At 42.1% G+C, this 14,404-nt stretch carries 9 protein-coding genes and 1 tRNA gene; 3 read left to right on the top strand and 7 right to left on the bottom strand.

From position 1 onward, the window contains the following. Window positions 1-36: 36 nt before the first annotated feature. Entirely contained in the window at window positions 37-3,048 is a 3,012-nt protein-coding gene (locus tag C0V77_RS08710) for a tetratricopeptide repeat protein (RefSeq protein WP_101725976.1), read from the bottom strand. Between the two features lie 269 nt (window positions 3,049-3,317). Between C0V77_RS08710 and C0V77_RS08705 the strand changes: the two genes are divergently transcribed. Then, entirely contained in the window at window positions 3,318-5,129 is a 1,812-nt protein-coding gene (locus C0V77_RS08705; protein ID WP_101725975.1) for a M61 family metallopeptidase, read from the top strand. A gap of 51 nt (window positions 5,130-5,180) precedes the next feature. On the opposite strand, the gene C0V77_RS08700 is transcribed toward C0V77_RS08705, so the two are convergent. Next, window positions 5,181-5,423 carry a hypothetical protein gene (locus C0V77_RS08700; RefSeq protein ID WP_101725974.1) on the bottom strand — a complete coding sequence of 81 codons (243 nt, stop codon included), beginning with the start codon at window positions 5,421-5,423 and terminating at the stop codon, window positions 5,181-5,183. Window positions 5,424-5,525: 102 nt separating this feature from the next. On the opposite strand from C0V77_RS08700, the gene C0V77_RS08695 reads away from it, so the two are divergent. Further along, complete coding sequence (locus C0V77_RS08695; protein ID WP_101725973.1) at window positions 5,526-6,554, top strand: tetratricopeptide repeat protein; 1,029 nt, start codon at window positions 5,526-5,528, stop codon at window positions 6,552-6,554. Here the strand turns inward: C0V77_RS08695 and menD are convergent. The 5 genes from menD to C0V77_RS08670 form a co-directional block, all read right to left on the bottom strand. Further along, window positions 6,534-8,306, bottom strand: a complete 1,773-nt coding sequence (menD, locus tag C0V77_RS08690) for a 2-succinyl-5-enolpyruvyl-6-hydroxy-3-cyclohexene-1-carboxylic-acid synthase (RefSeq protein ID WP_229236243.1) — start codon at window positions 8,304-8,306, stop codon at window positions 6,534-6,536. The genes C0V77_RS08695 and menD overlap by 21 nt on opposite strands. 14 nt (window positions 8,307-8,320) lie before the next feature. Beyond that, window positions 8,321-9,184 (bottom strand): RNA polymerase sigma factor RpoD/SigA, encoded by an 864-nt coding sequence (locus tag C0V77_RS08685; RefSeq protein ID WP_101725972.1) that lies wholly within the window; start codon window positions 9,182-9,184, stop codon window positions 8,321-8,323. Between the two features lie 214 nt (window positions 9,185-9,398). Continuing rightward, window positions 9,399-11,531 carry a polyribonucleotide nucleotidyltransferase gene (gene pnp / locus C0V77_RS08680; protein WP_101725971.1) on the bottom strand — a complete coding sequence of 711 codons (2,133 nt, stop codon included), beginning with the start codon at window positions 11,529-11,531 and terminating at the stop codon, window positions 9,399-9,401. A 186-nt stretch (window positions 11,532-11,717) separates the two neighbouring features. Continuing rightward, complete coding sequence (rpsO, locus tag C0V77_RS08675) at window positions 11,718-11,993, bottom strand: 30S ribosomal protein S15 (RefSeq protein WP_101725970.1); 276 nt, start codon at window positions 11,991-11,993, stop codon at window positions 11,718-11,720. Between the two features lie 173 nt (window positions 11,994-12,166). Further along, window positions 12,167-12,250: transfer RNA gene (locus C0V77_RS08670), tRNA-Leu, on the bottom strand. Between the two features lie 567 nt (window positions 12,251-12,817). Here C0V77_RS08670 and C0V77_RS08665 point away from each other — a divergent pair. Further along, the gene (locus C0V77_RS08665) at window positions 12,818-14,392 is read left to right on the top strand and encodes a hypothetical protein (protein WP_101725969.1); all 1,575 of its coding nucleotides are present in this window, start codon (window positions 12,818-12,820) and stop codon (window positions 14,390-14,392) included. Window positions 14,393-14,404 lie beyond the last annotated feature (12 nt).

Genomic DNA, 14,404 nt, shown 5'->3' with positions numbered 1-14,404 from the left:
AAATGTTTGAAAAATAATCAGGCAATTGCCTGTGTTTTACTCTTTATTTTCAATTTCTTTCAGTCTTTTTTTAGCTAGTGCAACCGTTTCTGTGGTCTCTGAGTTTTCGATAATCGATTTCAACGTTGCTTTGGCCATAAAGTAATCGTTCATAGCAATATAGTTGTCTGTAATCAGGAAGAACCCTTTTTCATACCAAACCAGAAAATCCGAGAAGTCCTGGGCAAGTTCCTGTATTGTTTTTATTGACTCTTTGTATTTTTTAGAACGATACTGCATTTCTCCTATCAGATACAGGGCTTCTGCCCCGTTAACGTCTTTAGCCAGCGCTATGGTTTTTCTAAACTCTTCTTCTGCTCTGGTTAAATCATTTTTACCCATATACGCTTTGCCTATATACAGTTGCGCTTTATTAGAAGCCCCCATTACAATGTTACCGCCGTTGTTGATAATCTCTCGGGCAAAGTAAATGGTAGAGTCTTGTTTACCGCTCAGGTTATAGGCTTCTGCCAGGCCTTGCCAGGCTGTTACTATATCACGTTTGTTGGAAGATGACAAAATAACAGCGCGGTAACCCGTTATGGCATTTTTATAGTTTTTGGCTGCCGACTCAATGCTGGCCACCCGCAATGCCGATTTGGTTACATAGCTGGTGCGGTTATCGCTTATTACCTGATTATAGAATTTCAGTGCATTGGTTTTGTCGTTCTGCATATAGTAGGCATCAGCCAGATAGTATTTGGCTTCAAAGGCATTGGTACTACCCGGATAACCGGCAATGAATTTTTGAAGTGCCGATACCGCACTTGCATATTTTTCATTCAGGTACAGATTCTTGGCGGTTTCATATTCAAGACCCTCAACAGAGCCACTACCGGGGTTACCCTTCTTGTATTCTTCAACCACTGCCGAAAACTCTTCAGACCTGCCCAAAGTATTGAGGGTTTCTTGCAGACCCAGAAGTGCGTTTTCTGCAACATCTGTTTTTCCGTAGCGCATTACAATTACTTTGTAATCGTTTAGCGCAGCTTCATAGTTTTTAAGGTTACCATAGGCCAATGCACGTTTCATAAGTGCCTGTGGTATTAAATTGCTCTTTGGGCGCTCGCGCACCATGCGGCTCAAGAGGTTTACAGCATTCTGGTAGTTGCCTTTGTCAAGCTCAAGAGAGGCATTCTGAAACCAGGCGTCGTCAACCAGTCTTGAATTAGGATACTGTGCCGATACACGGTCAAAGAGTTGAAGCGCTTCCTGATTTCTGCCTACAAAGGTTAGTGTAAGCGCTTTTTGATACAAGGCATAGTCTTTCTCGGTACGATTATCTCTTATCGCCAGGTCATAATACTTAATGGCTTCATCGTAGTTTTTATCAGCCAGGTTGCAGTCGCCTATTCTTACAATGGCATCTTCATAATTCTGGCGGTTTGCCTCTGTTTTTGGGGCTTTCAGGTAGTCTTTAAAGTAGCTGCCTGCCTGTTTGTATTCTTTATTGTTGTAGTGCAGGTATCCAAGAGCATATTTGCTTTTCTGTTTCAGTTCGCTACTGAAATTGCCGTTTAGCACATCCCGGTACAAACCAGCCGTTTCAGGTAATTTGGCAGCATAGGCCGCCTCAGCTTTCCAGAACGTGGCATTTTGTCTTAACTCATTGTTAACCGGTTGTTTAAGCGACTTTTCAAAAAACTCAATGGCTTTGGTAAATCTTTCAGCGTTAAAGTCAAGCACTCCCTGCCCGTAAGCCAGGCGTTGGTATGCCTCATTGAGCTTAGGGGTGCGTTTTTTCAAACCTTCAATATAAGCAATAGCCTGTATGTAATTATTGGCTTCAAACATTACCTCGCTCATCAATTCGCTGGCCTCATCTTCATACTTGCCGGTGGGGTAAATTTTCAGGTAGTTTTGCAGTTCGGTAAGGCCTTGCTGGCTGTTACCCATATCAATGGCCACTTTTGCATAGTTAAAAAGTGCCTCCTCCTGGATAATTTTATCAAAATTACTGCTTTTGGCTCTTTCAAAAGCTGCCAGGGCGCTGTTCAGGTCGTTTACCTTTAATGATGAAATACCAAGGTAATAGGCAGCCTGCTGGCCCAGTTCGTTATTCTGTGTAGCAATTTTTTTAAAGTTTTCTATGGCCTTAGCATAGTTTTCGGTCTTGTATAGGCTGTAAGCGTGCCTGAAAGCTACCTGATTGGATACCGAGCCTTTTCTGAAAGTTTTGTAACGTTCATAATATCTGGCGGCTTTGGTGAAATCATCTCTGAAATAGCAAACCTCTGCCGTTACCAGACACATATCGTCTATTTTTCGGCCATTGGGTTTTTCTAAAATAGGCTCTGTGTAGGCCAGTAGCTGGTCGTATTTTTTAGAAACGTATAAAATATTGGCTATCCAGTTGGGTACTTCAGTTTTATAGGGCGCCATGTTTTCAACCTGTTTCAGGTCTGCCAGGGCAGCTTCATAATTTTCGTTTTTGTAATTAATTACGCCGGCATAATAGTAAGCATGCGCCGAGAACTCAGAGTCTACCGTCTTAACCTCATTGAATACAGGAAGCGCTTTGGCGAAGTCGTTAATGAGGTAGTAAGATACAGCCAGCTTATACTTCAGCTCAATGTTTTGTTCTGATGCCGGGTTTTCAGCCGATGCTTTCTCAAAATAATGAATAGCCCGCTTGTAGTCGCCTTCGGCATAGAAATAATTGCCCAGGTCGCCAAAAATAATTTTGGCTTTGGGGTGGTCTGAATGGTTAATCACAAATCGCTCGATTTCAATATCGGCATCCGGATTTTTAGTATAAAGCCCCGATAACGCTGCATAATACTCGGCATTGGTAAGGTTAAACTCATTGGCATTCAGGGTCTTTTGGGTTGCTTGAATGTAATGCCTGAATTCTTCACGTGCCGGAGCATATACTTTTTTCTGAAAAAGTTCTACACCCTTATGGTAATAAGATTCCGGGTCGGTGTAGGCCATTGTGTTTTGGGCGAAAGACTCAATGCCCATGTTTAGTAAGCAGGAGACGGTGCTAAAGAATAACGTCTTTTTCATAGGGTCTGAAATTCCCCAACCCCCGGGGGAATATTTTTAAGAGTCAATATTTGGGGTTAGTAATACCGATAGCAAAAGTGCTCAGATCATTTATGACCAAAGGTAGCTATTGAAAGTAAAAATTAACAATCTGAAAGATAAAAGTTTAATCCAAAGAGAATGTCATTTTTTGTGAAAGAAGAAAAATAGAAGTAATTTCAAGCAAAAAACGTATGTCAGAAAAAAAAATTGTTTTCTTACATCAACAAATCAAATAACCCATTGACAAAATGAAAAAAAAATCATTTCTTCTCATTTTAATCTTCGCTTTATTATCTTTTTCTTATCTCAATGCGCAAACCACCCATATCAGCTACTCACTATCGATGAGCCGCCCGTCGACTCACTATTTTGAGGTAAGTATGAAGCTGTCCAACATCAGGAAAATAAAAGAACTTGCCCAAAAAGCGTATGTTGATTTTAAAATGCCTGTCTGGACGCCCGGTTCATACCTGGTGCGTGAGTACGCCAAAAACGTGGAAGGCTTTGAAGCAATAGCCGACGCCAGAAAAGTAAAGGCCGAAAAAATTAATAAAAATACGTGGCGCGTTTATACCAATGGCGCTAACGAGGTGACAGTAAACTATAAAGTTTATGCTTTTGAGCTAAGCGTACGCACCAGTTTTCTGGACGACACCCACGGTTATCTGAACGGCGCCAGTGTATTTATGTATGTGCCGCAGCTGAAAAAATATCCGTCTACAATTGCTATTAAGCCTTATACCGGCTGGAACTCCATCTCAACAGGCCTAAAGAAGGTAAGCGGTGCTGAAAACACGTTCTTTGCCCCCGACTTTGATATGGTGGTTGACAGCCCCATTGAAATTGGAACACACAAGGTGCTTACTTTCCAGATTCAGAACATTCCGCATTCGGTAGCCATGTATAGCAACGGCCCGCTGCAATATGACGAGCAAAAAGTAACAGAGGCGTACAAGAAAGTAACCGAAGCAGCGGCTACAGTTGTGGGTGTGCACCCCTGTAAAGATTACACCTTTATTATACATCACCTGCCGGGTATTGGTGGCGGGCTTGAACACCTCAACTCTACAACCTGTCAGACATCACCAAATGCTTACGCCAGTGAGGCAGGCTTTAAAGGTTTTATGGGCCTGATAGCCCATGAGTATTTTCACTTGTGGAATGTAAAGCGTATCAGACCAATTGCTCTTGGGCCATTTGATTATGACAACGAGAACTATACCCACATGCTTTGGGTAGCAGAGGGGTTTACGTCATTTTATCAGAACCACATTTTGCTAAGAGCGGGCCTTATTACTCCAAAAGAATTTGAAGATAGAACAGCCTTTTCTATTACAGGCATTGAAAACCAACCAGGCCAGCTGGTACAGTCGGTAGCTGAAGCAAGCTGGGACGCCTGGATTAAGTATTATCGCCCCAACGAAAACTCGGCCAACAGCACTATCTCTTATTACAATAAAGGTGGCGTTTTAGGTGGATTGATTAATTTATATATTATTGGTGAAACAAAAGGCCAGAAAAGCCTGGATGATGTGTTTAAATTACTTTGGAGCGAGTATTACATCAAACAGGGCCGTGGTTATAAAGATGAAGAGTTTCAGGCGGCTTGCGAGAAAGTGGCAGGCAAAAGTATGCAAGCGTTCTTTCAGAAATATGTCTGGAGCACCGATGCCATTGATTACGACGCTTTCTTTAAATACGTTGGCCTGAAAACCGTAAAAGAATATGATACCAAAACGCCTTTTTTTGGCGTAACCATGGCACCTAACACCAATAAAATTACCACGGTTTTGAAAGGTGCTTCTGCTTACGATGGAGGTTTAAACGTAAATGATGAGATTCTGGAAGTTGATGGTAACAAGTATCCGGTTGGCAATTATATTACTGATAAAAAAGTTGGAGACGTGGTAAAAGTGAAAGTAAAACGATTTGGCCGGGAATTTACTTATGACGTAACCCTGATGGCGAATCCGGCAGCTAAGTTTAAACTTGAAAAAGTAGCTAACCCAACGCCTGAACAAGAAATGCTATATAAGAAGTGGCTTTGGATAAAAAATTAAAGTAGAAATTATTACAGGGTTCAAATCAGCTGATTTGAACCCTATCTTTTTTTAATCAACCGAATCCAGTATCAACTCAAAGTCTTCAGACATATCTTTGAAACGCTTCACTACCTTTTCCATAAACGAATCGCCCAGCATTTCTTCAATTTCGTCTTCACCAGATATGTCATATTCGCTTACTTTATAAGTCTGTTCATACATACCTGCTTCAAACTTAATAATAAACTTGTTGTTCCAGGCATATAGTGATGCCTTGCAGTAATTATTCGGAATTTCTTTTATAAATTTCATTGTTGTTTATGAAGTTTCAATTTTGAGGCACAATTTTACGCAAGTTTTGCCTGTTGTAAAAGCAATCGGGTAAAAAACAATATTACTTATTATTATTTTAATATGAATTACACTTTCAATACTTTTATAAAGTTATTTACTTTCTGTACTGTTGCACTTTTGGTTGCTTGCTCAAGAAACGAAAAAGATGCTGAGTTATTCTTTATTCAGGGCAATGTAGCCTATAAAAAGGCAGAATATAAAAAGGCAATTGATTTTTTTAGTGAGGCCATAGAGAAAACCCCCACCTTTGCCGATGCCTATAATAACAGAGGTATGGCTAAGTTAGCTACCGGCAATCTGGGCGGAGCCATTGCTGATTTCGAAAAGGCAGTATCGCTAGATTCTGATTTCGTGCTGGCTAAATACAATCTGGCCGAGGCTTTATCGAACAGCGACGGATTAGATGAATCAATATCCTTACTAAAATCTATTGAGAAGTATTATAAGGATTCATCTTTCTACTATGTTACACTGAGCAATGCGCTGATACAAAAAAGCAATTTCCCGGAGGCTACACAGGCTTTACAGAAAGCTTTACAACTGCAGCCTGAAAATGATAAAGCATTAACCAACACGGGTTTTATTCAGTATCAGCAAAAGGAATATAACCTGGCCAAGCAGAATTTTGAAAAAGCCATAGCCATTAACCCGAAACAGGATTTCGCACTGAATAACCTGAGCCTGATTTATGCCAATGAAGGCAACTTCACCAAGGCTATTGAACTGGTTGATAAAGCCATTGCCATCAACAAAAGTGTTTTGTATAAAAATAATAAAGGATATTACCTGTTGAATACCGGAAAACTGCCTGAAGGCAAACAACTGATTGAATCAGCATTGGGAGTCAATAATGCCTGGGCTATCAGAAATATGGGTGTTTATGAGTTGCTGAGTAAAAACTATAGCAAAGCCCTGGCCAATTTTGAAAAGGCAGAGAGGCTCGACCCGGGTGTTGAGTTGATAAATTACTATTTAGGTGAAGCCTCATTGCTGAACGGCAATAAAGCCAAAGCATGCCAATACTGGCAAACTGGTGCAAAGTTGAACGAGAGTAAATCTGAGCAGCGCTTAAGAGAAGTCTGCAAATAGATTTTTATAATCTCTGAATACTTGTGTGCTCACTTCTCCATCCACAAATATTTCCAGCAATTTGGGTTTGGGGGCTTCTGCATAGAAATCGGGCAATAATGCTTTCAGCTCCTGTTCATTAATGGCTGCCATATAAGTTATTTCTGCATCGGCACAGGTTCTTTTGGCATTCAGGTTCTGGTGTGTTACAAAGTAGTCTTTCAGCTCTGCCTGTCTGTTAGGGCCATCAATGATTCTGAAAATATTACCTCCCTGGTTATTTATCAGCACCACACGCAGGTTGGCAGGCAGATAGTTGTTCCAGAACGCGTTTCGGTCATAAAAGAATGATACGTCTCCAATCAGACAAACTACCAGTTTATCTGTCGCCAAAGCATTACCAACCGCCGAACTCAATATGCCGTCTATACCACTGGTGCCTCTGTTGGCAAAAACCAATGTATGCGTGCTGGCTGGCAAGCCAATAAGATTGGCGTATCTTACAGGCATGCTGTTGCCCAAATGAAATACCGAATGCACAGGAAGCTGCCCAATAGTTGTTTTTAAAGCCTTAAACTCAGAGAAAGTAGTATCAGCCAGGAATTTATCCAGTTTCACTGCTGCCGACCGATCAGCTGCCTGCCAGCGTGCCAGATACGAACTGTCTTCGTCGTCGTCACCCTCTTTGAATTTCTGAATGTCAAGGTCGCTGAAGAGCGTTTCAAAGAAATACTGCTCCTGTACTTCCAGTTTATGGGTAAGTGTCTGGAACGGGTCTGTCAGGTCAGGGTTATCCTGCACATGAAAATGAAAACGCGGCTGGTATTTACGTATAAAGAGCTTAAGATTCTTTGAAATAACCGATTTACCGCAGGTAATGAGTAAATCCGGCGCCAATGACTCAAGAAATGCCTCATTTTTAGAAGAAAGAAACACATCATGCGCAGTAATGGCCCCTTCAAAACCGGCGTTTGAAATAACATCGCTCAGAACCGGAATACCAAACTCATCAGAAATATTTTTAAGTATCTCGCCTAACTTTTCGTTCTGTTGCTGCCCAACAATAATCAGTTTTCTGCCAGATTGATTCCAGATATCGTAAAACGTTTCAAAAAAACTATTCGGTAGTTTTTTTGTAGTTGCAATCTGTTCAATGATCCGGACATGGCGGCTGAATTGCACCACCTCGCCCTCAGCAGGATAAAAGGGCTCTCTTATTGGCACATTGATATGCACAGGGCCTTTGGGTTGGGCCTGAGAAAGATTAATGGCTTCGTTTACTACTCTTTCTATTTGCCAAACGGCATCAGGGTGGTTGTAGTCTGATGGAAGCTGAAAACTCTTCTTAACGTGTTTACCAAAAATGTTTTCCTGATAGATGGTCTGTCCGTCATACTGATGAATCCACTCGGTCGGGCGGTCTGCCGTTAAAACCAGTAGCGGAATCTCCTGAAAATAGGCTTCGGCCACTGCCGGAGCCAGATTATACGCTGCCGTGCCTGAGGTACAAACCAACGAAACGGTTTCGCCGGTAGTTTGGGCAATGCCAAGACCGATAAAGCCGGCCGACCGCTCATCGCTGATGCTGTAAGTTTTTATGGCAGGGTGTCGCGCCATAGATATAGTTAGCGCTGCACTTCGTGAACCCGGGCAAAGAATAGCCGTTTTTACGTTTTTTCTTGCACAGATTTCGGCAATATTATGGATTGGTTGCAGAATAGCCATCATTTTATACAAAAAAAGGCACGAGAATCGTACCTTTCTGATATTCAAAAAATAGGTAATTTTTAGCCTAAGTAAGCCTTAAGGGCTTTGCTTCTTGAGGTTTGACGTAAACGACGGATGGCTTTTTCTTTAATCTGACGAACACGTTCGCGTGTCAGGTTAAATTTCTCGCCAATCTCTTCCAACGTCATGGCCTGCTCACCGTTTAAACCAAAATAATAGGTTATTACCTCGGCTTCACGTTGTGTAAGGGTAGAAAGCGCTCTCATTACCTCGCGGCGAAGCGAGTCGTTAATCAGACCCTGGTCTGGTTTTTCTTCGCTGTCGTTTTCCAGTACGTCTAACAGGCTGTTTTCTTCGCCCTGAACAAAAGGTGCATCTACCGATACGTGGCGACCTGAAATTTTAAGTGTATCAATAACCTCGGCAGCTGTAATTTCAAGTACCTCGGCCAATTCTTCCGGAGAAGGCTCTCTTTCAAACTTTTGCTCAAGATCTGAGAAAGTTTTAGAGATTTTATTCAATGAACCCACACGGTTGAGTGGCAAACGAACAATACGCGATTGCTCGGCCAATGCCTGCAGGATAGACTGACGAATCCACCATACTGCATAAGAAATGAATTTGAAACCTCGGGTTTCGTCAAATCTTTGTGCAGCTTTTATAAGCCCAAGGTTACCCTCATTGATTAAGTCACCCAACGAAAGCCCCTGATTCTGATATTGCTTGGCAACAGAAACCACGAAACGAAGGTTAGCTTTAGTTAAGCGCTCCAGTGAAAGTTGGTCTCCGTCACGGATTTTTTGAGCAAGTATTACTTCCTCATCAGGAGTCAGCAAATCTACCTTACCAATTTCTTGTAGATATTTATCGAGAGATTGGCTCTCGCGATTGGTAATTTGCTTACTAATTTTTAGCTGGCGCATATTAAGTCAGTGAACAGTTTTATGAAGTGTTTTTAAGAGTACTGAATACTAACAGATAATAATCAATGGGTCTCCCAAAACTAATTTCTTTATTAACGTTAATTTTTAATCGTATGCTTATAATAATGAACAATTTATTTGTAGTATCAGTTCGCTTTATTAAAAGCCGCCTGTACGCCATCAATTGTTCATTATTTAAGTAATAATCGGCTGATTATTGTTTAGGTGCCGGTTTCGGAAGAAGCACTTTTCTTGAAAGTCTGAATTTACCCGTTTTAGGGTCAACTTCAAGTAATTTTACCTGCAGTTCCTCTCCTATTTCTAAAACGCCGTCCATGCTTGGCAGGCGCTCCCACGATATCTCCGAAATGTGCAATAAGCCTTCTTTACCTGGTAAGAACTCAACAAATGCACCAAATGGCTGAATAGACTTCACTTTGGCGTCATATACTGCTCCTACTTCCGGTTGCGCCACAATACCGTTTACACGTCTTTTGGCTTTTTCCATACTTTCGCCGTTCGAAGAGAAAATAGAAACATAACCTTTTCCGTCTTTTTCTTCAATGGTGATAGTTGCACCCGATTCTCTCTGTATCTCCTGCACAATTTTACCACCTGGCCCAATAACTGCACCGATAAATTCTTTGTCGATAACGATGGTGAAGGCACGTGGTGCATGAGGTTTCAGGTCTGGTCTTGGCGCTTCAATGGCTTCTTTCATTTTACCAAGAATATGAATACGGCCTTGTTTGGCCTGCATCAAAGCCTGTTCCAGCACTTCAAAAGACAAACCGCCGATTTTGATATCCATCTGGCAGGCAGTGATACCGTCTTCAGTACCGGTAACTTTAAAGTCCATATCGCCCAGGTGGTCTTCGTCACCCAGAATGTCAGACAATACAGCCCATTTTCCGGTTTCATTATTGGTAATTAAACCCATGGCAATACCTGAGATTGGCGCTTTGATGGGCACACCGGCATCCATCAGAGCCAGACAACCCGCGCAAACAGTAGCCATTGACGACGAACCGTTTGATTCAAGGATATCTGATACTACACGAATGGTATATGGGTTTTCAGATTCAGGAGGAAGGATTTTCTTTAACGAGCGCATGGCCAGATTCCCATGACCGATTTCGCGGCGTCCGGGTCCTCTGTTTGGTTTTACCTCTCCGGTTGAGAAACCAGGGAAGTTGTAGTGCAGGAAGAATTTGCTGTAGCCGGAGGTCATAACCTGGTCTACAATCATTTCATCCAGTTTGGTACCAAGTGTAGCGGTGGTTAAAGATTGGGTTTCGCCACGTGTAAACAAGGCTGCACCATGTGCCGATGGCAGGTAGTCTACTTCACACAATATCGGGCGGATTTCGTCAAGCTGACGGCCATCCAGCCTTTTGCGTTCGTCTAATACCAGATTCCTTGAGGCATAGTACTGAATATCGCCGTAATAGGTCTTGGCAAGTGATTTCTTTTCTGCCAGTTCTTCTTCAGTCAGCGTAGCCAGAAACTCATCCAGAATGGCTCCGAACTTCTCTTTTCTTACGTCTTTCTGGTTGCTGCCCAACTGGCACACGGCATATACTTTATCATATAATTCTTTGTACATGCGGTCTTTCAACTCGGTATCATGTACTTCATGATTATATTCTCTTTTTACTGTTTTGCCTACTTCTGCTTCAAACTCTTTTAAGGCTGTTACCTGCACTTTAATGGCAGCGTGCGCTTCGCGAATGGCTTCAATCATTTCTTCTTCGGTACACTGGTCAGCTTCGCCTTCCACCATTATGATGTTGTCATGTGTACCGGCAACTATTAAATCAATAGAAGCCTTTGCAATTTCGTTAGATGTAGGGTTGATTACGTACTGGCCGTCTACTTTGGCAACGCGTACTTCAGAGATGGGTCCGTTAAACGGTAAGTCAGATACGGCAATGGCTGCTGCGGCTGCCAGGGCTGCCAGCGCATCTGGTTGTACCTGAGGGTCGGCAGATATCAGGATTACATTTACCTGCACTTCGGCGTGGTAGTCTTCAGGGAAGATAGGGCGCAAAGCGCGGTCAATTAAACGGCTGATAAGAATTTCGTTATCAGATAAACGACCTTCGCGGCGTTGGAAACTTCCGGGTATTTTGCCGGCCGAACCGAATTTCTCCTGGTAGTCTACAGAGAGCGGTAAAAAATCGGTACCTTCTTTGTGTTCTTTGGCACCTACTACTGTGGCCAGCAACATGGCGTTGCCTGATCTTACTACAACTGAACCGTCTGCTTGTCTTGCTAGTTTTCCTGTTTCAAGGCTAATCACTTTGCCATCAGGCATTTCGATGGTCTTTGAGTGAATGTTAAACATTATTTTTTTGATGGTATTAAACCACGTTTCCGCTTTCGACGTGGCAATTTTCTATCCGAATTCCGCGGGGATATTTCAACGACCCTGCCACCTTACGGCAAAGCCCTGAATAGATATGTATGTAATTGAAGTTACTATCTAAAAAGACAATCAGAGAATGACGTATCATTCTCTGATTGAAAAAAATTACTTACGGATGCCTAGTTCAGCAATAATTGCTCTGTAACGGGCGATATCTTTCTTATACAAATAATCAAGCAAACGACGACGTTTACCAACCAATTTCAACAAACCGGCTCTGGTAGAGTAGTCATGTTTGTGTGATTTAAGGTGTTCTGTAAGATGAGCGATACGATAAGTAAATAATGCAATCTGAGACTCGGCTGAACCGGTGTCAGTTGCTTTTTTCTGGAAGCCCTTCGCTGAGAAGATTTCTTCCTTTTTCTCCGTAGTTAAATACATCAGATGTTAACTTAGATTTTTAATAAAATGAATAAAGTGCAAAGATAATAATTTATTTTCAAAAAAAAGTGAAAATGCCAAAAAATAAGCTAAGCATAAAGTAAAAAAGCCCTTCTCAATCCGGAAAGGCTTTTCAAATAACAAATGTTCAACTTAAACTTAAATCTTGATTGTGACGATGGCGAGATTCGAACTCGCACAGGCTAACGCCCACTACCCCCTCAAAGTAGCGTGTCTACCAATTCCACCACATCGCCTCTTGGGTCTGCAAAGCTAAACAAGGCAGCAGATTAATCCAAAATTATAAGCTGTTTTTTCAGCACAAGGATAATCTGGCCTCATAGTTCGTCTTTTGCCCCTCAGAGCATCTAATTCAGCCGTTTTCAAATAATGATGTACAGATAAATTTGTTTTACGGAATCTATTTTCATAAAAGCTGCTACCGTTTAAAAATAAAACAAAACCGTTAAATAAATGTATCTTGTATTTTTCAAGTAAATTAATTCACTTTGTTAAGAAATCAAAGCCGATTTAATCACTTTTGCTCAGGACATACCATGAAAACTGATAACTTTCTAACTATTAGCATTGCAGGTATGCTATATATAGTAGCCTGGCAGTCAATCCCGTGCATTAAAAGCTCCCCAAAAACCACAAATTATTCTAAGAACAGATTTAAGCGAAAGCGCCGGTAATATCGGGGTGTTTTAGCCTGAATTCTTTTTTACGTCCATGCCTTAAGTTGCGATGGTAAAAACCTGTGCATCTGGCATAATAATTACCCGGATATAGCATAATCAGGGTCTATCAAACTGTTTAATACTATGGCAGATACTAATAAACCAAACGATTTATACAGCGCGCTCTTTGGCAACATCGGCAATCAGGGCGAATCTTTCAACCAACCGCTTTCAGATAACGGTATGTATTATGCTTTTTTATCAAAAGCAGATTTCGATGAAAGCACGGGTACCTGGTCAGTCATGTTTGAGGTTCAACCAGAAAAATACACCTACAATGTGTTGAAGAATGGTAGTGATGTAATTAAATACAGCGCCCCACCGGTGCCTGCCAGCATATTTAATCCAACTTTCGTATATTCTGAACCGTTATTTACGGTTTTAGGTGTAAAAGATGCCGATAATGTAGCTGAAGCATCGTGGTATCTGATAAAACTGGAAAAAAAAGATAGCGGAGCAATTAATGGCTTGTTGTATAATCCGGATATAGATGTAAACCCCGATAATCCGAACATGTCGTATGGAAATTATGAACTGATTTCTGCCGATCTACTGGTAGTACCTGAGCCACCCATTGATTACATTCCGGATGTTCAACTCAAATTAAAGGAGGTGCCTAAAGTTAAGGCCTCAAAAAAAATACAAAAGGCACTTTGTGAAAGGTACTATGTCTACAAAAAGAAACAAGGAATTAAAAGACCCAGAACCGAATCTGATTCAAGAATACTTACCTACACTGCTCCGGTTACAAGCATCGGAGCTATGGATATCGGCCAGGGTAATTGTAACCTGCTTTTTGATAGTGCCGTAGAACCTTATGTATATTTCGACCTCGGTTATCCGCTCTGGTTTTATCTGGGTAGCCTGCCTGCCAATATGCGTTTTGGTACACCTGCTTATCAGGGGCCTATCGTACAGAATACGGCAAATGACCTGTATATAGTTATATCTCATTGGGATTGGGACCACTGGCGGCTTGGGCGCGTGGCCAATATGCAGGGTCTTGTCTGGATTGCCCCCAATCAGCCTATCGGAGGTGCGACACTCAATTTTGCTAACACTCTCCCCTTTTTGATTCTGTACCCAGGGGCGCCATTCGTTATATTACCTGGTTATGCCATTTGCAGATGCACGCCAGCGCCTGGCACTCCTCCGGCTGCTTTATTAAATAATACAGGTATTGCCATGCTGGTATTTATGCAGCTACCAACTACAGCTGCCGTAGCAACCCAGGTTTTAATGACTGGCGACGCCAATTTTGATAATGTAAACGGAGGCCCTTTTCTTCAACTTAGTGGCATTGAGGCAGCCCATCATGGCTCAAATGCACATGGGGCATCGGCCAATCTTCCAGCCCAGATAGGCGCCTATGCGGGAGCAGGCAGGGTATTTTATTCCTATGGCATGCGCCCAACGGCGGGTGGTTTGGCCTACGTATATGGTTTCCCGGTGCCGGCTGCTGTTGCAAATTATCAGAATGCGGGTTGGGGTGATGTTGCAACAGGCGGAATTGAAATTTCAACCGCCGAAGGTACACATATCAGGGCTTTGCCTGCAACGCTTGCCAACCGGGGAAATGTGCGGGTTGGCGACCAGACACCTTTGCCGCTGGCTTACAACAACTCGGCATTTTATAATTTTCCGAATCAGGTCAACTAATTTATACTCAAG

It is taken from the genome of Emticicia sp. TH156 (genome assembly GCF_002855535.1).
In the GTDB taxonomy this organism is placed as follows: Bacteria; Bacteroidota; Bacteroidia; order Cytophagales; family Spirosomataceae; genus Emticicia; species Emticicia fluvialis.
This window is presented reverse-complemented; position numbering and strand designations above follow the sequence as displayed.